The organism is Paraburkholderia sp. SIMBA_054 (assembly GCF_046534875.1).
GTDB lineage: Bacteria > Pseudomonadota > Gammaproteobacteria > Burkholderiales > Burkholderiaceae > Paraburkholderia > Paraburkholderia hospita.
This window is the reverse complement of record NZ_JAWRXV010000021.1, coordinates 152,743-174,966: the sequence shown is the minus strand read 5'-3', so window position 1 is coordinate 174,966 and position 22,224 is coordinate 152,743. Positions and strand designations below refer to the sequence as shown.

General features: G+C 59.6%; 20 protein-coding genes and 3 pseudogenes. 10 read left to right on the top strand and 13 right to left on the bottom strand.

Going from position 1 to position 22,224, the window contains the following annotated elements; genetic code table 11:
* Positions 1-273: 273 nt before the first annotated feature.
* The 6 genes and pseudogenes from SB822_RS25455 to SB822_RS25430 all read right to left on the bottom strand — a co-directional run bounded on the left by SB822_RS25455 (position 274) and on the right by SB822_RS25430 (position 6,261).
* Complete coding sequence (locus tag SB822_RS25455) at positions 274-546, bottom strand: YodC family protein (protein WP_086918427.1); 273 nt, start codon at positions 544-546, stop codon at positions 274-276.
* A 533-nt stretch (positions 547-1,079) separates the two neighbouring features.
* A complete protein-coding gene (locus SB822_RS25450; RefSeq protein WP_009770761.1) occupies positions 1,080-2,579 on the bottom strand; it encodes an MFS transporter in 1,500 nt (499 codons plus the stop codon).
* Positions 2,580-2,626: 47 nt separating this feature from the next.
* Positions 2,627-3,259, bottom strand: a complete 633-nt coding sequence (locus tag SB822_RS25445) for a TetR/AcrR family transcriptional regulator (protein ID WP_079488336.1) — start codon at positions 3,257-3,259, stop codon at positions 2,627-2,629.
* 1,817 nt (positions 3,260-5,076) lie between these two features.
* Positions 5,077-5,404: pseudogene (locus SB822_RS25440) on the bottom strand (acetyl-CoA C-acyltransferase); the annotation flags it as partial.
* A 203-nt stretch (positions 5,405-5,607) separates the two neighbouring features.
* Positions 5,608-5,917 (bottom strand): annotated as a pseudogene (locus SB822_RS25435) (class II aldolase/adducin family protein); the annotation flags it as partial.
* Entirely contained in the window at positions 5,866-6,261 is a 396-nt protein-coding gene (locus SB822_RS25430) for a phosphatase YieH (RefSeq protein ID WP_410855894.1), read from the bottom strand. The pseudogene SB822_RS25435 and the gene SB822_RS25430, both read right to left, overlap by 52 nt.
* Positions 6,262-6,483: 222 nt before the next feature.
* Here SB822_RS25430 and SB822_RS25425 point away from each other — a divergent pair, with 222 nt between their 5' ends.
* Positions 6,484-6,687 (top strand): DUF2970 domain-containing protein, encoded by a 204-nt coding sequence (locus SB822_RS25425; RefSeq protein WP_007745903.1) that lies wholly within the window; start codon positions 6,484-6,486, stop codon positions 6,685-6,687.
* Positions 6,688-7,268: 581 nt separating this feature from the next.
* Here the strand turns inward: SB822_RS25425 and hmpA are convergent.
* The gene (hmpA, locus tag SB822_RS25420) at positions 7,269-8,600 is read right to left on the bottom strand and encodes an NO-inducible flavohemoprotein (RefSeq protein ID WP_279633765.1); all 1,332 of its coding nucleotides are present in this window, start codon (positions 8,598-8,600) and stop codon (positions 7,269-7,271) included.
* Positions 8,601-8,648: 48 nt separating this feature from the next.
* On the opposite strand from hmpA, the gene SB822_RS25415 reads away from it, so the two are divergent.
* Entirely contained in the window at positions 8,649-8,900 is a 252-nt protein-coding gene (locus tag SB822_RS25415) for a hypothetical protein (RefSeq protein ID WP_007745907.1), read from the top strand.
* 42 nt (positions 8,901-8,942) lie between these two features.
* On the opposite strand, the gene SB822_RS25410 is transcribed toward SB822_RS25415, so the two are convergent.
* Together SB822_RS25410 and SB822_RS25405 are read right to left on the bottom strand one after the other, a co-directional pair.
* Positions 8,943-9,488, bottom strand: a complete 546-nt coding sequence (locus tag SB822_RS25410) for an intradiol ring-cleavage dioxygenase (RefSeq protein WP_410855893.1) — start codon at positions 9,486-9,488, stop codon at positions 8,943-8,945.
* Between the two features lie 263 nt (positions 9,489-9,751).
* Positions 9,752-9,866, bottom strand: a pseudogene (locus SB822_RS25405) (LysR family transcriptional regulator); the annotation flags it as partial.
* Between the two features lie 123 nt (positions 9,867-9,989).
* Between SB822_RS25405 and SB822_RS25400 the strand changes: the two are divergent.
* From SB822_RS25400 to SB822_RS25390, 3 genes are all read left to right on the top strand, one after another.
* The gene (locus SB822_RS25400) at positions 9,990-10,649 is read left to right on the top strand and encodes a carbonic anhydrase (protein WP_007745916.1); all 660 of its coding nucleotides are present in this window, start codon (positions 9,990-9,992) and stop codon (positions 10,647-10,649) included.
* 42 nt (positions 10,650-10,691) lie between these two features.
* Positions 10,692-11,162 carry a cyanase gene (gene cynS / locus SB822_RS25395; RefSeq protein WP_410855892.1) on the top strand — a complete coding sequence of 157 codons (471 nt, stop codon included), beginning with the start codon at positions 10,692-10,694 and terminating at the stop codon, positions 11,160-11,162.
* 125 nt (positions 11,163-11,287) lie between these two features.
* Positions 11,288-11,614: a DUF4148 domain-containing protein gene (locus SB822_RS25390; protein ID WP_051058294.1), complete on the top strand. Its 327-nt coding sequence runs from the start codon at positions 11,288-11,290 to the stop codon at positions 11,612-11,614.
* Positions 11,615-11,931: 317 nt separating this feature from the next.
* Here SB822_RS25390 and SB822_RS25385 read toward each other — a convergent pair whose 3' ends face one another.
* The 3 genes from SB822_RS25385 to SB822_RS25375 are packed head-to-tail and all read right to left on the bottom strand — an operon-like array spanning position 11,932 to position 15,143.
* Entirely contained in the window at positions 11,932-13,245 is a 1,314-nt protein-coding gene (locus tag SB822_RS25385) for a dicarboxylate/amino acid:cation symporter (RefSeq protein WP_410855891.1), read from the bottom strand.
* Between the two features lie 45 nt (positions 13,246-13,290).
* Positions 13,291-14,208 (bottom strand): ornithine cyclodeaminase family protein, encoded by a 918-nt coding sequence (locus SB822_RS25380; RefSeq protein WP_094297529.1) that lies wholly within the window; start codon positions 14,206-14,208, stop codon positions 13,291-13,293.
* On the bottom strand, positions 14,205-15,143 hold the full coding sequence (locus SB822_RS25375) for a PhzF family phenazine biosynthesis protein (protein WP_410855890.1): 939 nt from the start codon (positions 15,141-15,143) through the stop codon (positions 14,205-14,207). Before SB822_RS25375 ends, SB822_RS25380 begins: the two co-directional genes overlap by 4 nt.
* Positions 15,144-15,410: 267 nt before the next feature.
* On the opposite strand from SB822_RS25375, the gene SB822_RS25370 reads away from it, so the two are divergent.
* Both SB822_RS25370 and SB822_RS25365 read left to right on the top strand, forming a co-directional pair.
* Entirely contained in the window at positions 15,411-16,262 is an 852-nt protein-coding gene (locus SB822_RS25370) for a helix-turn-helix domain-containing protein (protein WP_410855889.1), read from the top strand.
* A gap of 359 nt (positions 16,263-16,621) precedes the next feature.
* Positions 16,622-16,993, top strand: a complete 372-nt coding sequence (locus SB822_RS25365; protein ID WP_079488332.1) for a YciI family protein — start codon at positions 16,622-16,624, stop codon at positions 16,991-16,993.
* 337 nt (positions 16,994-17,330) lie between these two features.
* Here SB822_RS25365 and SB822_RS25360 read toward each other — a convergent pair whose 3' ends face one another.
* Positions 17,331-18,494, bottom strand: coding sequence for an AraC family transcriptional regulator (locus tag SB822_RS25360; protein ID WP_410855888.1), 1,164 nt, complete (start codon positions 18,492-18,494; stop codon positions 17,331-17,333).
* A 304-nt stretch (positions 18,495-18,798) separates the two neighbouring features.
* Between SB822_RS25360 and SB822_RS25355 the strand changes: the two genes are divergently transcribed.
* From SB822_RS25355 to fahA, 3 genes are read left to right on the top strand one after another with little or no spacing between them, the layout of a single operon-like run.
* Positions 18,799-19,569: an enoyl-CoA hydratase/isomerase family protein gene (locus SB822_RS25355; protein WP_079488331.1), complete on the top strand. Its 771-nt coding sequence runs from the start codon at positions 18,799-18,801 to the stop codon at positions 19,567-19,569.
* 2 nt (positions 19,570-19,571) lie between these two features.
* Complete coding sequence (locus SB822_RS25350) at positions 19,572-20,801, top strand: CaiB/BaiF CoA transferase family protein (RefSeq protein WP_079488330.1); 1,230 nt, start codon at positions 19,572-19,574, stop codon at positions 20,799-20,801.
* 55 nt (positions 20,802-20,856) lie between these two features.
* Entirely contained in the window at positions 20,857-22,185 is a 1,329-nt protein-coding gene (fahA, locus tag SB822_RS25345) for a fumarylacetoacetase (protein WP_410855887.1), read from the top strand.
* Positions 22,186-22,224 lie beyond the last annotated feature (39 nt).

The following is a 22,224-nucleotide window of genomic DNA, read 5'->3' as shown; positions in this document are numbered from 1 at the left end:
CCCAGAAAAGCGAAGCCCCACTGCCATCTCGCGTACAAACTTGCTTGATGAAGTGGGGCTTAAGTTGAAAGCATTGCCCCGCACAGGGGCAACGCTTGAAGCGCGAAGGCAAAGCGCGGATGCCGGCACAAACCCAAGAAAACCAACCAGCCGTCGCAGACAAACCAAATGCCGCCCGCACAGGGGCAACGCTTGAAGCAAGCTAACAAAGCGCGGATGCCAGCGAAAAGGCAAACCCACAACGGCACCGCACGCGCCGCAAAGGCGCCAAATTCAAACCGCCGCACCACGAACAAACTTATGCACCAACCCGGCCGGAATCGACCGCGGCTGCCGCCACACCTCATCCTGCGCGAAAGTTTCCTGCCGCAATTCGCCATGGTCATCGAACCATTGGCAAACGAGCCATTCACCCGTTTTCCGGGCAATCGCACCGACATAAGTTACCGTCATCCGCGGTCCGCCCGTTTTGAGCGTCACCACGTCCCCGACAATGACTTGCACCGTTTGCGTCGTGTCAAATGCGTCGAAAGTAGCAGTCAGCATGGTTGTCCCCGTTATAAGCATTAGGCTGGCTGAAAATTCACTGCCATAAACGCACCGCGATCCAACGAATTATTAAGAGTGGGGAAAGATTAACAATTGAATATTTCGACAGCAAGTAATTTTTATTGGAAGCGTTTGCAGCAAAAACGAAATAGACCGGTCGATATCGCGAACGTTCGTTCGTTCTTGTTTAGTTCGGCAATCGCCTGCCGGGAAGGGCGGCATGTTGTCGCGCAGCACGATTCAGAGCGAAGTTTAGGCGGCGTGTTCAGGGTATACGTAAATACGCCCGATCACCCGCTGTCATGATGCTGACATCTGCGCGTTATCACGGATTTAAAAGCTATGCTGCGCGATTAACCAGTGTCATCTGTGAATAAGCGCATCACTGCTGAACGGGAAAGATTAGTTGCAATGCGCAATACACCGTGACTGCAATCGTATGACTCTAAACAGTGAAAACGTTATCCGACGATTTTCACGTGTATTTTTGTTCTGTCGAAATACAAAAATGCAGCCGCTCGGGATTTTCCCTAAGCCGCTTTGATCGCGCGCAGAGAAGCGCGCTGCTGATGCCGGACCAACGTCACGCTGAGCGCAATGCAGATGACCATCAATACCGCATTGATCGCGAGGCTACGCTGGAACGCATACGCATAGCCCGCCGCCGACGCGTTCGCCGACAACGCGCCAAAGAACGCGCCGCTAATGGCAGCCGTGCCGAACGCCGAGCCGATCTGTAGCGTCGACGTCACCACGCCCGACGCAAGCCCTGCCTTCGCCGGTTCCACTTCGCCGAGCACGATGCGCATGATGGACGGCAACACGAGCCCTTGCCCGACCCCGGCAAGAACGAGCCCCGCGTAGAACAGTGTGCCGAGCGCAGCGTGCGTCGCGGCCCAGCCCGTCACCGAGAAACCGACCGCCATCATCGAGAAGCCGAGCGTCAGCACATGACCGCCGATGCGCCGCACGACGGCGGGCGACGTCAGCGGCCCGGCGACGAAGCCGAGCGCGAACGGCATGATCGCGATGCCGGATTGCAGCGGCGTCCAGTGCAAGCCCGTCTGCAGATAGATACCGTACGTGAGAAAGAATGCGCTATTGCAATAGAACAGAAAGGCGAGCACGAGCCCCGTCGAAAAAGCCGGATTGCGGAACAATTGCAGATCGACGAGTGGGCTGCCGCCGCTACGCTCGACGCGACGCTCTACGGCGATGAACGCGGCAAGCGCAGGCGCGGCGAGCGCGAACATCGCGAAGGTCCACCACGGCCAGCCGGCTTCGCGGCCGTGCGTCATCGGATAGATCAGCAGGATCAGCACCAGCGACAGCAGCGCGACGCCTTTCAGATCGACGCCCTCACGCGTCGCCGACTGATTCTCCGGCACGTACTTCCACGCGCCGATAAACGCCAGCACGCCGACGGGAATGTTGATCAGAAAGATGGCGCGCCAGTCGAGGCCGAACGGCTGGTACGTAATCAGCGCGCCGCCGCCCAGTTGCCCGACGATCGACGCGAGTCCGAACACGAAGCCGTAAAAGCCCATCACGCGAGTCTGCTGATGCAGCGGCACGACGGCGCGCACGGTCGCGAGCACCTGCGGCGCCATCACCGAGGCCGCCATGCCCTGCACGATGCGCGCGATCACGAGCACGTGGCCATTCGGCGCGAAGCCGCACAGCGCCGACGCGACGACGAAGCCCGCCATCCCCGTCATGAACATGCGCCGCCGGCCAAACAGGTCGCCGAGCCGCCCGCCCGTGATCAGCAACACCGCATACGCTGACGCGTAGGCGGAGACGATCAGCTGCAATTGCGCGTCGCTGGCGTTCAAGCCCGTGTGGATCGCGGGCAGCGCCAGATTGACGATGAAATAGTCGAGCGGCGCGAGAAAGGCGCCGACGAACAGCACGGTCAGCGCGAGACCTTGCCGCTCGAAGCGCTGCTGCCCTTGCGCTTCGGCGCGCGGCTCCGGCTTGTCGACGCCTGGGCGGGATGCGGACGGCAAACTCACGCCCGACGCTTTCATGCATCTATCATTCATGACTGATCGTTCAAAATTTCGAGAAAAAAATTTCAGGTGAGCGCGCGCATCGCCACATCGACGACTGCTTTCAGCTCGTCTTCCTTGCGCTTGCATTTGTTGAGCACACGCAGGCCTTGTGTCATGCACAGCAGGAAATCGGCGACCGCCTTTTCATCGAGGTCGCTGTTGAACACGCCCGCAGCCTGGCCGCGGATCACGGCCGCCGCGAGCAGCGTGACGATGCGCCGCTGGATCCCACGGATCTTCGCGTGCAGCGCTTCGTCGTCGGGTTGCAGTTCGAGCGTGCTATTGGTAATGAAGCAGCCCGTCAGCGTCGACGTGGTGCGCGTGTGGTGCAGCAGCGCATTGCGCAGCGCGACATCGGGCGGGACATTTGCGTTCAGGCGCTCGACGAGGCCGGCAATCGCCCCTTCCGAGTAATAGTCGAGCGCGGCCATCATGATGCCGTGCTTGTCGCCGAACACACCGTACAGGCTGCCGCGCAGCACGCCCGTTGCGTTGCAGAGATCGTCGACGGATGTCGCGTGAAAGCCGTTGCGCCAGAACACCTTGCCGGCTTCAGCAAGCACGGCGGCCGTATCGAATTCGCGCGGACGGCCGCGCGGGCACGCCGCCTCCGGTTTGCCGGCGCTCGCGCGCGGGGGTGCAGTGTTATCGGTCATGCACCGCAGTTTATGACTGCGCGTTCAATAATTCAAGGAAAAATCCTCGCGGAGTCCGTCCGATCAGTGTCCCTGCACAATAGACCGCAAAAATTGAGCAATAGACTCAGAGACGCCACTGAATGGCCGTGCAATAGACTTTGAAAAATGAAAGCTTTTTTTAATACTTCACGTATCAGTCGCTGCCGCGCAGGGTCGAACAGGATATTCATGCGGTAATTTCATAGAACTTCGGCCGCCCCGTGGAGCCGCGACCTAAGGCACGATGAGCGTCGCGTTTCTCTGCTCAGCAATCTCCTCGCTGCCCTCGAACATCACGAACAACTGGCGATGCACGAGCGTACGCGGATGACCTTAGCTCTACGTTAGATGAAACTTAGCCATATCGCCATCGCGCTTTGCACACGCCAGATCGACGAATCAGGGTACCTTTTTGTCCCATCACTTCCGATTTTCGCGCAGCCAAACACTGCGACGAAAAGAAGCACTCGAGGCTGTAAGCACCTTCAATTTCGATCTCAGGAATCAAGAAATATTGCGAGCCTGAGACTTGGAACTTTCGTGGCATGTAAAACATTCGGACTTTTTGCCGCCTTCAGTGCGCGGGGCGACTCTCGGTGCGTACCGACGACGACCCGTAGTCTGTTGGCCTGTGCTCGCAGCGTGGGCGGCTAGCGGCAATCCTGCCGGTGAACGAAGCCGATTGACTCGGACTGAGCGGACATCTAGGTTTTGCGTCCGTCCGGCGGCTACGCATTGCTTTATCGACAATCGCGCTTCGGCGGCGGTGGGCGTCCGCCAGTACTGCATTAGGGCCCAGCACCTCCGCTTGTTCAGTTTGTGTTCTTACTACGATCCAAACCGGTAGTGGATTCACCACTCTTCTATCGCAATCGACGCAACTCGCTATGGATTCGGCAACGTTTACCGGTCACATTGAACATACAAATATTTTGGTGACAAGTTTTCCGCTGCGACGCCGACTGCTTTCGTCATGGCGTGCTGCCGAATAACACAAACGAGGGCCGAGTAGAAAACCTAATATTAGAAGCTATCGATAGCAAGTCTCGGGATTCCGACCTACGTACTCTTCGACGGAGACAGTGGCTTCGAGTGGCGGGCTACGGTTGCGGGCAAGAATAAAAGTGTTATAGATGGCGAGCGCACGAAATTTTCCACAGAGAACCGCCGGTTGCTGAAGTACCTCGGTGAGACCGAGACTGATTTCCCATCAGAACAGGTCGGCGATTGTGTAGCGACCTTAAGTGGACCCTCAACGGCCGTTTGGAATCTGGGACCTCAATGGCCGCTCCGCAGCGCATTTCGGTCGTCGAAATCTAATCAAGATACGCGAACGGCGCATGAGAATCCATCCAGTCATATCGACTGGTTGACGTCGTCCACGCCCACTTTCGCTCGAGATCGAGACTCATCTTGCCAAATTCGTCAATGCGCTGATTTTTCGTGCGATTGCACTCGCCGTTACTCTGCCGGGCAGCGTGTTTTCCCTCTGTTTCGTGTGTCATGGTTAACGTGTTTCAATTAAGTTGATGGTATGCATTCTTGTGTCTGCCTCTCGAGTCGAGAGGAGACGAGCTATTCAAGGCGAACTGCGTTGTACGCACATCGTTCGCTATGCCTTCTGTCAGAGCACAGTCGCCGATCTTCGGCACCACCCATGTAAATGCATCGATCCCTCCTTCCAATTTCGAGACGTCTAGCGTCGGTTGTCGGTATTGGGAGAAGAGACCGACCACGAGCCATCGCGTACCGTCGATGCCTATCTTTTTCGAATGAGACGCTTGCTCTTAACTGCCTTAGACGCGGCCCAGCTTTTCGAAAACCGCCGCGATGCCCTGCACGCCGCCGATGCAACATCGTCACAAGCGCATGCCGGTCGTTGACAGGCTGGAGCTCGTATAGCGCCTTGACGGTGATCACCGCACCCGTTGCGCCGATCGGATGACCGAGCGAAATGCCGGAGCCATTCGGATTCACGTTCGCCGGATTCACGTTCGCCGGATTCCAGCTCGAGCAGTTGCGTCACAGCGCAGACCTGCGCGGCAAATGCTTAGTTCGACTCGACGACATCGAGGTCCGCCACATGCAACCAGCACGCTGCAGGGCGGCACGCGTGGCCGGGAGAACATTTGAGTGAATCGTATCCTTGGAGGGCGCAAGCCGGGTGTCTAATCTGGACGATCTATTGACATCCTTGGCCACGTCGGGGCGGTTCGGGTACTCTGAACGGCGTTCTACCAGCTAACCGAGCCGTCTGAAAAGGGGTAGCATTAGGGCGTTATCGAACGCCAGGCTCATTCGCGCCTGAACATTGGCGTCACTGCGCTTCAACTCGCGCCATTACCCACGCCGCGTTCATTCCCGATCGCACCCGCACATACTCGCAGTCGGTCGGCCTGGCGGCACCAGTAATCGAACGTGCCCTTCACGATCGACGGCTTGAGCAGATAGTCATGCGCCTCGGTCGCGAGATCGTCCGCGACGGGCGTGATGGGGCCGAACGCGCGAACTCCATACCTGCATGCGTACGGCACGCTCCAGGTAGACAGCGAGATGCGTCGCTTCTTCGGCATACGCGCCCGTCGTCAACTGGCCGCGATGCGCGAGCAAAAAACACCGCTTGTCGCCCAGCGCCTCTCCTCGATGCGTTCCATTGGGCCGTTCGATGCGACTGATTTCGCGAGCGGCAGTTGCGAGACCAGTTCGAGCGCACCTGGCATAGGCTTGGGGACGGTAGTGAAGACGACCAACGTGCGCTCGCGAAACGCACGGATGAATGCGTCCAGATCCATCACCGGGAAATCTCGGAGCAGGGCCCCAGCGAAGTCCACGAGCTTCGTACCGCGATAACGGTCGAGCGCCTCCTCAAAGGAAACGAGTGCGCCGTGATCGGTCACGATGCCGACGATAACCTCGGCGGAAAGCGACCCGCTGTCAACCAACGTGCCATCATTGTCAAAAATTACGCCTTCGATTTTCAATCCCAGTTCCAGGCGATTCACAAATCCGGCACTTGTGCTGGCGTGTCCAAATCGTGCCCATGTTAGTGGGCCGATCAACGTCAAAGAGCAACTTGTAGATTCGAAATCGTCTCAGTGCGACGAATTGACGCCCCTGCTTACATGGTTTAGCGCGAATCTGCTGCTGTTTCTGATTCGTGGATGCGCCGATGATTGTCCAGGTAAATCAACCGGAGCAGCATCATGGAAATCCTTCGTCTCATCCGTATCGTCCTGTCGGCATTTTTTGGCGTGCGCAAGCGCGCATCGCATGAAGCCGACTTCGCGAACATCAACATCGTGGCACTCCCCTTCGTGGCCGTCTTTCTCGCCGCATGTGTTGGAGGGTGCATTTTTGGCGCCGTGCATTTGATCGCGCATGCGACGAACACAATGCAGGGCTTCTGATCAGGGCGAAGCAACAGATCACATTGCGCGCGCCAGATCGCGATGGACCGGAATAACAGCTTCGACGGCTGCGTCAGCGATCCGTGCATTGGTAGTCTCGGCAATGTGGCCACGCCGCCTGTGCGCTGCATAGAGCGCCCGCCAAGCCTTCGAGCACGTCGATACGACCTATGGAGCAACTGCGATCACCTGCCCCAATGCAGCCCCGATCGCCGTCACTGGGCCGCAATTCGATAGCTGTGATTTCGCGAATAGAACAGACTTGTCCGCGAAAGCGCCGCTGCGTCGCGGTCACCTGGTACCCAACGAAACACCTCGGCACTTACGGACCCTGTCAGTCGCGGTCGCGACCCTGACCAGAACCGCATGGCAAAAGGCGCTGTTTGCGATAAGGCCCCTATCGCAACAGAGGCGTGCGCTGCTTCCAAACTGGGGCAAGGTCGCAATCGCTAACCGTGATAACTGCTCCTTCGCGCGGTCGAAACCCTTGTCTTGCAAGACTCCCCCGTCCTCGGTCAGTCTCGTGGTCGCGGATTGACACATAACGGTGAGAGTTTAAATACGGTCTACGCCAGTCGTGCTTACTCGGCGAACAGGTCTGGACCAAACACTTCGTAGTGAATGCGGGCGTCATGGATGCTGAGTTCCTTTAGCGCGTCATGTTGCATGCGCATAAACGGGATCGGTCCGCAGATGTAGTAATCGGCGTCCGGCAACAGGATTGAACTCTTGATCAGATTGACGTCGACGAAGCCTGCGTGATTGTAGTCACGGCCCTGAGTATCCTGAGGTAGCGGCTCGTCATAAAACACCACCAGATGAAAATTGGCATGCGCCGCGGCTGTCTCGCGCAGCCGGTCACGCATGGCATGCACCGCGCCGTTGCGAGCACCGTGGACAAATACCACCTGCCGCTGAGGATCCTGTATGGCCTTCTTGAGCATGCTGATCATCGGCGTCAGCCCCACGCCTCCGCTGATCAGCACGATAGGCGTGCTGGCGCTCACATCGATATGGAAACTGCCATATGGCGCGGCCAACCTGACCTCGTCTCCGACGTTGACGTGATCGTGCAACAGGCAGGAGACGTAGCCTGGCGGGTACGCGCCGCCGCTCTCGCGTTTGACCGAGATGCGGTAGCTGCGTCCGTTTGGCATATCCGAGAGGCTGTACTGCCGAATCTGCTGCAAACCCAGAGCCGGCACGTTCACGGCGATACTGATGTATTGCCCGGGTTCGAAGTTGACGACGGGTCCGCCATCGGCCGGTTCAAAAACAAAGGATGTGATGACGCTGCTTTCCGGTCGCTTCTCGCGAACAACGAAGGTGCGCCAGCCGGTCCAGCCGCCCAGCCTCTCCGCTGAGCCTTCGTACAACTCACTTTCCATGCCCATCAGCATGTCTGCCAGGTTGCTGTAGGCCTGTGCCCAAGCGGAAACAATATCCTCGGTCGCCACGGTCCCGAGCACGTCCTTGATGGCGCCAAGCAGGTGCTCGCCGACGATCGGATAGTGCTCCGGCATGACGCCGAGGCTCGCATGCTTGTTGGCGATGTTTTTCAGCACTGCCGTCAGGCTCGCGGGGTCCTCGATATTCTCCGCGTAGGCATAGACGGCACGCGCCAGCGCCTGCTGTTGCTGCCCCTGTTCCTGATGCGCCATGTTGAACACATTCTTCAGTTCAGGGTGGGTCTCGAACAGGCGCTGATAGAAGCGCTGGATGACGGCGTAGCCATATTCGGCCAGAACGGGCGCGGTGGCCTTCACGATGTCCTTCGTTCGCTGCGTCAGCATAACCTGGCTCCTTCTCAACGCCGGGGAGCGCCCCCGCCTTAGCTCAAGTCTATACAACGACGGCGCGTTTGATGATACCGAGTCCGCCCGGCTCGAGCCGAAAGCGGCGGCCGAGAGCATACTGGCATCGGTTGACGATATCTCCGTTGAACACATCGGGGGACGAACATGCACCTGATCGAACCAGATGAACACAAGGATTTTCTCGCGACCCTGCAGCGCAACGGTTTGACCGAAGGAGATTTCGATCTTCGGGAAACCGACACGACAGACCCCAAGAGTGACGAGAACTGCGGTCTACAGGGCTATGTCTGCATAACCAGGCTATCGACGCAGGTTACGAAGGAATACCCGTTATGCGACGAAAGCGATTGGCTACAGCATTTCACGAGAGATCTCGATGCGGGCGTCTTCGGCTGACCGGAATGAAATCCCGGGCGCCATCGAAATCCGTGACTTGCGCTACGCAAACGCGAGCACGAAATCGAACCGGGCTGCCTTGCGCCCGCCGTCGTCGCCCATCATCATCAACAGCCGGCGATCAAACAGGAAATCGCGAGCGTTTCGCTGCTCGCCCGGAAAGTAAAGTTGGGTCGTGAGGGTGGGCCCGTTCGGCGCTTGCAACGTCACATGGAAGTGTCGTGTGCGTCCCGGATACAGACCCGGCACGATGGTCTCGAGGCGATAGCGTCCCTCGCTGTCGGAGAATTGGTGACCGCGCAGCCGAAACCCCTCGACATCGTATTCTCCGGCGTCATTAGCGTGCCAGAAATCGAGCAAAGCCCCGGACACCGCCCTGCATCGTGTCGACAGCACCTGCCCGGTCAGGACAATCTTCGTTCCATTGATCCCCGGTTCGAGCAGCGATGCGCGTTGCGGCGAGTGCGGCAGGAAGAACGGGCCTGCCGTCTGCCGCGGCGTCGGTCCGTGACCGTCGTCGCAGGCAGGCGTCGGTGAGACTGCGTCGGTCCGGCCTTCGTCGGTTTTTCCGAGCGCCGACAGCAGCAACGTGGACGGCACCGCACCCGACCTGCGAAGAAAATCGCGCCGCCCCTGGCTCACACTTCGTGCGTGCATCGTGGACCCTCCTTGTTTTGCGCTCGGTCGTCACGCCGCGCGATCCGCGCTGGGGAGTCGACGGGCGTCCGCGCGCGTCCCGTCGAAGTTACCAGCGCCCGCACCAGTGCCAACCATGGTAAGCCGAAACTTCAGGTCGGGTGAGCCGGCTGCGGGGTCGCGACCGGCTGTAGCCGCCCCCTCAAGGGACACGATCTGTCTGACCTGTTGCGACAGCGTTGGCTGCGATACGTGCAGCGCCTCGGCCGCGCGCGTGAAATTGCGGTGTTCCTTAACCGCCAGAAAGTACCGGATATGCCGCAACAGCATGGCTTCCCTCCAAACTATTGGTATTGCCTATAGTTTGAATAATAAACCGGTCTTTGACGCTATAGTTCGATCGGCGCATTCTTCGTCCATCGGTTCTCAACGAACCCCCAGACGGAGCAAAACATGCAAGACATCATCGACGGCTTCCTGAAGTTCCAGCGCGACGCGTTTCCGCAGCGCTCTGAGCTTTTCAAGCGGCTGGCCACGAGCCAGCACCCGCGTACCTTGTTCATTTCGTGCTCGGACAGCCGGCTGGTACCGGAGCTGGTCACGCAGCGCGAACCCGGCGATCTGTTCGTGATCCGCAACGCCGGCAATATCGTGCCGTCGTACGGCCCGGAACCAGGCGGCGTGACCGCCACGGTCGAATACGCGGTCGCCGCGCTCGGCGTTACCGATGTGGTGATTTGCGGTCATTCCGATTGCGGCGCGATGACGGCGATCGCCACCTGCAAGTGCATGGACCACATGCCGGCCGTGCGCAACTGGCTGCATTACGCGGATTCCGCGAAAGTCGTCAACGAGGCGCGTGAGCACAAGAGCGAACGCGATCGGGTCGATTCGATGGTCCGCGAAAACGTGATCGCCCAGCTCGCGAACATCAAAACGCACCCTTCCGTGCGGCTCGCGCTCGAACAAGGCCATCTGGCCCTGCACGGCTGGGTATACGACATCGAAACTGGTTCGATCGACACGCTCGACGGCGCGACGAACCAGTTCGTTTCTCTCGCTGAACATCCGCATGCTTGTGCAACCCCGGCTCGACTCAACCTCGCTGCCTGATCAATTGCTTTTCCACTTTATTTAATCGCAAGGAGCATCATCATGACGCAATCCCAATACAGCCAGGCCCCCCGTGAAGCCCTGACCGACGCGATCATCGACGCGAAAGTCCGCAAGAATCTGACATTCGAGCAGATCAACGAGGGCACGGGCCTCAGCCTCGCATTCGTCACCGCCGCACTGCTCGGCCAGCACCCGCTGCCGGCCAACGCCGCGCAAGTCGTGGCCGACAAGCTCGAACTCGGCGAAGACGCCATTCGCCTGCTGCAAACCATCCCCGTGCGCGGCAGCATCCCGGGCGACGTGCCGACCGATCCGACGATCTATCGTTTCTACGAAATGGTGCAGATCTACGGCTCGACGCTGAAGGCGCTGGTTCACGAGAAGTTTGGCGACGGCATCATCAGCGCGATCAACTTCAAGCTGGACATCAAGAAGGTCGACGATCCGGAAGGCGGCTCGCGCGCCGTGATCACGCTGGACGGAAAGTATCTGCCGACCAAGCCGTTCTGAGGCGACATGGGAGTCATTCTTACGGGAATGATTCCATCGAATTGATTCGGAATACGTATTACGCGAAAGGAGCAATGAAGGCTTCTGACGCGCTCGCCAAATTCTTTTCCTCGATGGAGAACATCATGAAGATCCGCATTCTTGCCGCCCTTATCGTTGCAAGCGCTATCGCTGCTCCCGCTTTTGCAGGCACCGACGCGCCCGCGCTGACCCGCGCACAAGTGCGTGCAGAACTCGTCCAGTTGCAAGCGGCCGGCTACAACCAGTCTCGCGGCGAAGACGCGAACTACCCGGTCGAGATTCAGGCGGCCGAAGCGCGCGTCGCAGCGCAAAACGGCGGCTCAAGCGCTTATGGCGGTGTGGCGGCCAACGGTTCGTCGGCAGCCGGCGTCCGCGCGAGCCGCCATCATCTGGACAATGACGGCATGCAGCCGGTTTATTTCGGTCAATGACCGCAAGGCTGGCGTCTGCGTGGACCGCGGCAGTGCTCAGGGTGTCGATCGCATGCGAGCTTTGAGTGTCGGTCGCCGTCCGCAATTCGAAGGATGCTGTTGATAAAGCCGCTGCTCGGTTTTTTCAATCCGCCGGTGAAAAAATCGACCTCTCAGATCGGCCTACAAACCGCTCGAGAGCGCAGGTTAAGGGTAAGTGAAATGCTTCCCGCCGTACTCTCCTGAAGCTTGCCCTTCTAGTCTGCGACATGGATTACATCGCCCCGCTTGAGAGACAGGCCTCAATTTTCCGGAATCCCCGCAGCGCGATTTTCTCGTCACACTTTCGCGACGGCCGCTTCATCTTCCGAACGGAATCCGCCGCTGTGGTGTCTGCCGGCATCGCCATCAGGAATAACTTCGGGCAAGGACGGCGCGAGCACGCCTTCCCATTTCGCGACCGCCGCCGAAGCGACAGCATTGCCGAGCACGTTGGTCGCCGTGCGTCCCATGTCGAGAAAGTGATCGACGCCCATGATCAGTAGCAGCCCGGCCTCGGGGATATTGAACTGTCCCAGCGTCGCAGCGATCACGACCAGTGACGCACGCGGCACCGCGGCCATGCCTTTGCTCGTCAGCATAAGAATCGCGAGCATCGAGACTTGCTGCATGAATGACAGATGAACACCATACGCCTGCGCGATGAATAGCGTTGCGAACGTACAGTACATCATCGTGCCATCCAGATTGAACGAATAGCCGATGGGCAACACGAAGCTCGCGATCCGTTTGGGAACCCCGAAGCGCTCAAGTTGCTCTAGCGTCTTCGGGTACACGGACTCGCTGCTCGCGGTGCTGAAACCGACAAGCATCGGCACGCGCATGAAACGCACCAGCGCGAACACCCTGCGCCCGAGCAACGCCCCGCCCGCCAATATCAGCAGAAGCCATAGCGCAATCAGACTTGCGTAGAACTCGCCCATGAAGCGGCCATAAGTGACGAGAACCGATACGCCACGGGTCGCCACGACATTCGCGATCGCGCCGAACACCGCAAACGGCGCGAGCGCCATCACGTAGCCCGTCACTTTCAGCATGACGTGTGAAACCTGATCGAGCAGACGCACGACGAGTTGCGCCTTCTCGCCGAGCGTCGTGAGTCCGACGCTGAAGAAAGCCGCGAATACCACGATCTGCAAGATTTCGTTGCTTGCCATCGCTTCGACAATACTGCTCGGCACGAGATGCACGACGAATTCCTTCAGCGACAATGCATTCGCATTCAACCCGGACGATGCGGCCGCCGCAGGCAAAGGCAGGCCGAGCGCGCTACCCGGGTGAAGCCAATTGGCGAGCAGCGCGCCAAGCACGAGCGAGATGAACGATGCGACGAGAAACCAGCCCAGCGTTCTGAGTCCGATTCGGCCGACAGCGTGAACATCACCGATCCTGGTTACGCCGATCACGAGCGTGCAGAACACCAGCGGCGCGATGATCATCTTGACGAGTCGCAAAAACAGGTCAGCGAACAGCGAGAAATAGCCGCCGACCTGAGTGGCGTCGGCGCTCGGCAACATCGCGTGACAGGCGACGCCCGTTGCGATACCGAGCAGCATCCCTGCAAGAATGCGCGCAGTAAGAGGGAGTTTCATAAGGGACTCCAATCTGTCCGTGGCGAAGGACATTGACGATATGTTTTAGGAAGCGAGGCGCTTGTAAGCCAGATAGGCGACGGCCGCGTCCTGTAGTGCGATTCCGACCGCCTTGTAGATCACGATGTCGGTGGCGTCCGGGGCACGATATTCACCGGCGCTGATGACGGACGACAGATCCACTATCGACCGGCTCTCGATCAACGCCCGCGGCGGGCGCAGCAGATCGCCCGTTTCGAACGGCGTCTGCTGCGTCCAGTCGACGACGATGCGCGACGCCGCGAGCAACGATGTATCGTCGATCTCGCGCTGGTCTGGACGCGTCGCGCCGATACTCACGACGAATGCGCCCGGTCGAAGCCATTCGCCGCGTATCACCGGTTCGGAGGCGCGTGTTGCAAGCACGACGATGTCGGCGTTGGCGGCCTCATCCGCATCGACAACCCGGGCGCCGAGGCCGAACCGCCGCTCGAGGCTGTCGGCGAGAGCATGCGCGGTTGCGGCGTCACGACTGTGAATCATCACTTCGCGCAAACCGGATCGTTCGGCGACGAAGGCCTCGGCATGAGCCCGGGCCTGCACACCGCTGCCGAACAGCCCCAGGTGGCGGCTAGCCGGACGCGCCAGGTATCGTGCCGCAAGCGCGCTGGTCGCGGCCGTGCGCATCCCCGTGATTGCATCGCCTTCAAGCAACGCGACGAGTGCGCCATCGGCTAGCGAAAACAACGCGATGTAAAAGCGGAACTGGCCATTGATCGTCGTGTACATCTTTGTCGCCGCGATCTGCGCGGAGCCCAGCATCGCACTCATTGCACTGAACTTCACGTCGGACAAGCCAATGCGTGCGCGTGGCTGAATCGCGGCCGTGCCGCGCTGCAGATCGAGATAGGCGGCCCGGATTGCGTCCGAAGCCGAGCGTACGTCGAGTCGTGCCGCGATCTGTTCGTTGGTGAAGATCTTCATTGCAGCGGCTCCAGCGTCGTGCTTTCCACCGCGCCACTGATCCAGCAGCCCGCGTCCGGGTCGTTGAGGTCTCGCAATTTGACCTCGATGCGGGACGGCTTGCCCATCGCATAGCCTTGATGCACAGTCATGCCCGATGCGCCATCCGCGAGCAGTCTGTAGTGCAACGCGCCGTACAGTGTCGCGGCCGCGGCAATGCCCGTCGCGGAATCCTCTGGATAGCCGGACGAGCGCGGAAACTGCCGCGCGTGCACATCGAGCGGATACGTTCCTTCGACTGCAAACGGATACAGTCCTGTCGATCCGAGCGCCTCACACAACGCCTGCACGTCGTCGAACGAAGGCTTCATTGCATGAAGGCGCTGCAGGGAGCGAAGCGGTATCAGTGTCTTCGTCCGGCTCGTCGTGGCGTTGACGATACCGAGCGAATCCAGATCGTCGGCGTCGATGCGCAGCACGTCGCATATCGCGGCGTGCAGCCATTCGTCTTCGACCGGTTGCACGATGCCTTTGGGCTGACTCACTTCGATGAATTGCGTACTTTCGTTGAAGTGGGCGTCGACAATGCCGCTTAACGTTTCGAGCGTCGCGACGCGGGACGTCCAGCGGCCGAGCCCGCGCAGAAGCCACAATGCGCCGAGTGTCGCATGACCACACATCTCCATCTCGTGCTGGGGGACGAAGAAGCGCAGACGATAGGTGTTGGCGGCGTCGCGCGGCGCGCATACGAATGCGCTTTCGTGGCCGTAGCTCGCGGCGATGGCCTTCATCTCGTCGGAGGACATTGCATCGGCATCTAGTACAACGGGCGCGGGGTTGCCGCCGCATGGTCCCTCAGGAAAGACGCGCACGAAATGCAGGTCCCCACGAGTTCGCAATGCGGTTGGGACAGTGGGGGAATGCGGCAATGACGATGGGTCTTTTGCAACAGGCATGAAACAGGCTCCGGCGTGTAAGTGCGACCAGCATGCCGAAGCGAAAATGATGTTTCGCCGCCTGTCGGGCCATCGCAATCACACAATCGGGCCAATCGCGCTTTGGGCCCAACAGACGGGTGTCCGCGCGTATCCGTGTTTTCCCTGGGAACCAGTCCCTATACCTCGTTTCTCGTGTTGTATTGCACGGAGATTTGAAGCGCTATACTGGGTTTTCCATCGATGCGTCCGCTTTCAAATCGCCGCTGCGGCTGGCGTCGGCGCATCGTGTATGACGCACCTGAGGTTGATTACGTGAAGCATTATCCGACCGCACATATTCATCTGTCCGGAGATCGCGTTGCCGATGTCCGGCAGGTCTCGGTCGGCGATTACCGCACGCAACCGCACGAACATGACGAGTACATGTTTTTGCTGCCGCGCACGGGGCAACTGATCCTCAACGTCGAATCCAATGCAGCGCCGTTACGTGTGGCGCCGATGTCGTTCGTCGTGGTGCCGCCGCGGCGCCTGCACGACACGCACGGCTACCGTGCACAACAAGAGCACGTCGCCGTCTATGTGGCGAGCGATTTCGTCGCTTACTGCGAGCGCAAGGCGCAGAGAACGCTCTCTTGCGCGCGAATATCGATCTGGTCCGCGCCGTTACCGCTGCTCAATGCAGTCCGCCTCGCCACCAAAACGGATACCCGCGGTGGCGGGGAACTTGCTGCGTATCGCAAGGATCTGACGGCAAGGATGGTGGCCGCCACGTGTGTCGAAGCGGGATTGACCCCGGAACATGTGCCATTGTCGGCCGTCGATGCACGCCGCGAACTCGTGAGAGACATCCAGACGTTTCTCGATTCGACACTCGATCAATCCGTCAGCCTCGATCGTATCGCTTATGAATTCGGCCTGTCGCGACGCACGTTGACGCGAATGTTTCGCGACGTCACGGGCGAATCCATCGTCGACTATCAATCGCTGCAACGTGTGCGTCACGCGTCGCTTCTGTTGCAAACACCCGGCGTGACGGTCGTTACGGCCGCGGCAGCCGTCGGGCTCGATTCGCCGTCGTATCTCGCCCGGCTGTTCCGGAAGTACGGACAGGCTCTGCCGCGATCCTTCAAGGTGTGACCTCGAACACGCGCTGGATTGTCAGCCGGTTATCTCACTTGCGACATTGGCGCTGTGATCGCGCGGTACTTCGACGACGGTCGATGCCTGCCCCGCACAGCGTGCCGCGCCAAGGCAACGGAGAGCGATGTCTCTTACATACAGCTGTGCGGTCATTCAACTGCACGATCGAAAGGACCGGTTATGGCCGAACCCGGTCCTCTCGAATCTTGAAGTCTCTCCCCATCCATCTGTCTACGTCGGGCAGGAGGGGGACCTAAAGCGGACAGGCTGGCGAGACCTGCTACAAACTAGCTAGGGCATTGTCGATTTCCGATCATCAGATTCGTCGTCAGTGAACCCCATTCAAAGGATCTCCCATGAAATACCTCGGCCTGGCCTACTTCTCCCCCGAAAAGTTCGCCGCGATGGCGCCAGACGAAATCAAGGAATTGGTGAGCCAGTGCCCGGCATTGGACGAGAAGATGCGCGCTACCGGCAAGGTTCTGATTTCCGCCTCCCTTGGCGATCTGGACAAGTGGAGGACGCTCCGCCCGCGCACTGGAGAGACGCGCATCACCGATGGGCCTTACACCGAGTCGAAGGAAGTCGTGGGCGGCCTATTCATCATCGAGGCGGACAGCTCTGACGAGGCGTTACGCATCGCGTCCATGCACCCGGCTGCCACACTGGGCGAAGAAGGCGGATGGGCCGTGGAGCTTATCCCCTTGGACTTCTATCTGGCGCGATGAGGATTTGGACGCCTGTCTCAAGAAGGCGTTCGCGTTCCTTTCATCACAGACACCTTCACTGTGTCGGGAGTCATCGCGGGTCATCGCGGCGATGTCCGCTGTTGGCCGCATTCGGATATTCGCATCGCGAATATGATCGCGCGCGATTCCTCAGGCACGAGTTTCCGTAGCCGGCCCGTTCCGTCCCGAGGCTATCGCGTCGACAGGCGCAGCTTAGTGCGCCCAACGCGTCCCGCTTCACCAGATTTTTGTCGATTTTGCGTCAACGCTGACGGGTGTCGTGCGAGCGGCGTCACGTGAATAGAGGTCATTAACCAAAGGGAGACGACAACGCCCCTCACCCATCCTTGCCCACACCCTTCCGATACACGCTAGGTGAATTTCCAGTCCATTTCCTGAAAGACCGGCGAAAGCTCGCTGCATCCGAAAATCCAATGCGCTCGGCGACCTGATCAATGGGAAGCCTCGTATTTTCCAGAAATTCGATGGCGAGCGACCGGCGAACATCGTTCAACAAGGTCTGATACGAGTAGTTATCGTCGGCCAGCCGTCGATGCAAGGTTCGCAGTGACATGCCGAGCTGTGCAGCCATCTTCTCGGCGGATGGGAACACGCCGGGTGCGTTCAGGCAGGCCATGCGGATCTGCCGCGGGAGTTCGGGAATGCCATCCCGTTCTTCGAGAATGCGATCACAAAGCTGCTGGCAGATTTGCGCAGTAATCGGATTCGCATTCGGACACGGGCGGTCAAGTACATGCACGTCGAAATGCCACTCCATCGTATCGGCGCCGAACTCCACGGGACAGTCGAACATCCTTTCGTAATTTCGCCAGTGTGGCGGCGCCGGATACGCCATTACCATCCGCTTCGACGGAAAAGGCGCTTCCAGCACCCGGCTGAACAGCACCGTCATCGAGCTTCGCCAGAATTCGGCGACAAACGGCAGCATGTCGCCGAGCGATGCAAGTCCGTGGCTGCTCAGAATGCCAGTGTTCCCCTCGGTGGAATAGCTGATCTGCAACACTGCGCCGGCCATCCTGACATTTTCGACGCTGAATTTAAGGGCATCTCCAAAGGTCGTACTGCTGACCATCGCATAGCCATATATGCCGAAGTCACTGATCCTCTGACGCGCACCCGCAAGTAATCCGACGTCGGCCCTTGTTGCGAGCCGTTGGGCGTTTCGATAAATGGCGAGACGCTGACGATGCGAAATTCTCGCCTGCGAATCCTCCAACTGGTTCGCGTGGACGCCAGTGTGCGCGAACAGTTTGTTGACGGAAACGCCCTCCGCGGCCAATTCGGCGGCGAGCGCGGCCAGGCCAAGAAGACTCTGCGTCGGCGCATCGAGATCCGGATGCAACGGCGTGATGATTTTCGGTGGACGCACGATATGCCTCACTCCAGTTGCGAACAATGCTCGCACATTTTCCGGATCTTCGTCGAGCGCAGTTGGCACACTTTGACGCGGCAATTGGCAGGGTTGAACGTTGCTGCCCAATAGGCTCGCTGAGATAGTAAGCATCAACGGCGCGAGCCGAAAAACAGATGGAGACAAGCCTTGATGCCCTCAGCCAACCACGCTCTCGCACTCGCGACGACCCTGATCAGCGCCCATTCCGGATCCACGGATGGCGCAATTGGCCCTCATGCGGCGATGCAACACGACCGCCGCTTCCAGCTGAAGGCTTCCGTATAACCCATCGGTAACGGACTCGTCAGCCGCCCCACACGCGTGCAGCGCGGCAAGCGCTGCCTGCTGTCAGCGACTTTTGCCTTGCCTATTGCACATTGCAGAGAGAACCATGACCACAGTAAAGATTGAAATGGATGGCGCCGTCGGAATCGTTTCATTAGCCAAACCACCGCACAACCTGATCGACGACGCGATGATCGCGGAACTGCTCGCCGCATATCGCGGTGCAGTCGCCGAAGGCGCCCGCGCGATCGTGCTCAAAAGCGATATGCGGCACTTTTCCGCAGGCGCGGAAATGAGCTCATTTACCAATGGCAAGACAGTCATCCAGCACGACGCCGATCTATTCCTCGAGTTCCTCGACGTGCTGGAGAACGCACCCGTCCCGACCGTCGCCGCCGTTCACGGCGCCGCGCTTGGCGGCGGCCTCGAACTGGCGCTCACCTGCGACATGATCGTCGCTGCGGACACGGCCTACTTCGGCCAGGTCGAGAACATCGTGGGCCTGATTCCGCTGCTCGGCGGCACGCAGCGACTCGTTCAGCGAGCGGGTGTCGTGCGCGCCAAGGAAATCGCGCTGATCGGGCGTCGGCATTCGGCGGAAGCATTCGAACGCTGGGGAATCATCAATCACGTCGTGCCCGAAGGCGAACTGCAGACTGCCGCCATGTCGTTCGCCCGGCAACTGGCGGCGGGCCCGACCAAAGTCCTCAACGGCATCAAGCAGCAGGCCAATCTCGCCGCAAATGGTGGCGTGCGCAGCGCAGACCTGGAACAGATCAACCTCAACAACATGATCTGGAAGACCGGCGATCGCGAACGCGGTTTCGCTTCGTTCTTTGCGACCGGGCCCGCCACCGCCGAATTCAAGGGAGACTGATCATGTCAGCACCGCTCGAAGGTATTCGTGTGATCGATTTCACGCGAGTGCTGGCCGGACCGCATTGCACCAAGACGCTTCTCGATCTCGGCGCCACCGTGACCAAGATCGAACCGCCCTCCGGCGATATCGGCCGCGTGAGCATGCCGCATATCGGCGACATGTCGCTGTACTACGTGCAGCAGAACGCCGGCAAGCGCAACGTGAGCCTCGATCTCAACTTCCCAGAGGCACGTTCTATCATGGTCGACATGTGCCGCGACGCGGACATCATCGTCGAGAATTTTCGTCCTGGGACGCTGAACCGCTTTGGACTTGGCTACGAGCAGGTGCGCGCTTTCAACCCGTCCGTGATCTACGCCTCTTTGAGCGGCTATGGACAATCGACCTCATGGCGCAACCGGCCTGCGTTCGCGCCGACCGTGCAGGCCGAGTCGGGACTGACGGACATCGTCCAGCACCATTTCGGCGATGCGCTTACGGAAGTCCGTAACGACGCATGCAGCCACGCAGACATGTACACCGGACTTCACGGCGTCATCGGTATTCTGGCCGCGCTTCAGCATCGCGCGCGAACCGGCGAGGGGCAACACGTCGATGTCTCGATGGCCGCCACCATGCTGTCAGTCAACGAACGCGTGGGCGCACAACTGTCGGAAATCGACACCGAGGGCGAGCCGATCATTCTCTCGGCGCCCGATTCGCACATCTTCGATTTGCCCGATGGACGCCAACTCACCATAGCGGGCAGCCCAATCTACACGCCGATGTTTTCGCGTTATTGCGCGATGATGCGCCGCAACGATCTGCTGAGTGACCCTCGCTTCGGCACGGCGCTTTTGCGGCGGCAAAACATTGCTGATTTACTGGCCGAAGTCCGCGCGTGGATTATCACGTTTAACGACCTGGATCTGCTCCAGACGCAGGTCAGCGAAGCAGGGCTGGCCATTGGCGTGGTCCGCAGCGTCAACGAGTTCGCCGAATCCGAGTGGGTGCAGGAATGGGGTGCGCTAGTCGATGTCGACGACAGATCAGGCGGCACGACACGCATGCCCGGCGCGCCGTGGCATTTCAGCCAGTCCGAGTTGCCGCAGCCGGGCAGCCCCGCTTTCCAGGGTGAGCATAACGCCGAGGTGCTCTCCGAGCGCAAGCTCAGCGCAGCGTTCATTCGGGATTTGCAGGAACGTGGAATCCTTCTCAGCCGGCTCGGCCCGGCGCGCCCGTTCGACTGAACGTCGATGCCTTGATGCGCACGACTCGCACCTTCCCGAATGAATCGAGACGAACATGCAACACACTCTGAATCAGACTCATGACCCCGCTGCGCGCAGTTGGGTCGCGTCCGCCAATGCACAGGCAGGCGACTTCCCAATCCAGAACCTGCCGTTTTCGGTTTTCCGCAGAAGGAATGTCGATGAGACGTTTCGGGGCGCGGTCGCCATTGGCGATCAGGTCATCGACATCGCCGCGTGGGCGTCTCGTGCCGGTCTGAATGGAATCGTGGGCGAGGCTGCGCGGGCATGCACGCAGCCCGTGCTCAATGCATTGTTCTCAATGGGTCCCTCCGCATGGCGAGCTTTGCGACACGCGCTATTCGCTGCGCTTCACGAGCGCGCCCCTTCGGAGGATCGTGCGGCAATCGAGGCATGTCTGATCCCGCAATCGGAAGTGGAACACAGCCTGCCTGCGCAGATCGGCGACTACACGGACTTCTACACCTCGATTCATCACGCGGCCAACATCAGCAAGCTACTCGGCATGAACGGTGTCGGCGCCAACTTCAAGTCGATACCCATCGCATACCACGGCCGGGTTTCAAGCATCGGAATAAGTGGTCAGCGGTTCCGACGCCCAGCGGGTCAAATCATGCTTCCGGGTGAAGAAGCGCCGATCTTCTCTCCTTCGCGCAAGCTGGATTACGAGCTCGAACTCGGCATCTACATTGGACAAGGCAATGCAGCTGGCGAGCCGATCGATCTCGATCAGGCCGACAGTCATGTATTCGGGCTATGTCTGCTCAACGACTGGTCCGCGCGCGATATTCAGGCGTGGGAGATGCAGCCACTAGGACCGTTTCTGGCAAAGAATTTTGCCACCACGATCTCGCCATGGATCGTGACCATGGAGGCACTGGCGCCCTTCAGGCTTCCCCCGCCGCGCCCGGACGCGGATGGAAAGCCGCTGCCTTATCTGGATTCTGACCGTAACAGCACGACGGGCGCCATCGATATCCAACTGGAAGTCTGCATGGAGACTTCTCGCCATAGAGCCGGGAATCTCCCGGCAACGCAACTCTCACGCACGAGTTTCAAGCATCAGTACTGGAGCATCGCGCAGATGGTCGCGCATCACGCCGTGGGCGGCTGCAATCTGCGTCCGGGAGACCTGCTTGGTAGCGGCACCATTTCAGGCCCGCAGAGATCGGAGGCCGGCGCGCTGATGGAACTTGCACGCAACGCAAGCGAGCCCGTCACGCTGGGTACGGGTGAACAGCGCAGCTATGTGGAGGATGGCGACGCCATTATTCTGCGCGGCTACTGCGAAAAAGCAGGCTTTGCACGAATCGGATTTGGAGAGAGCCGCGGCGAAGTCTTGCCGGCAAAGCGCTCGCGATGACCACTTCAGATGTCTGTCATGACGACCATAACGGAGGAG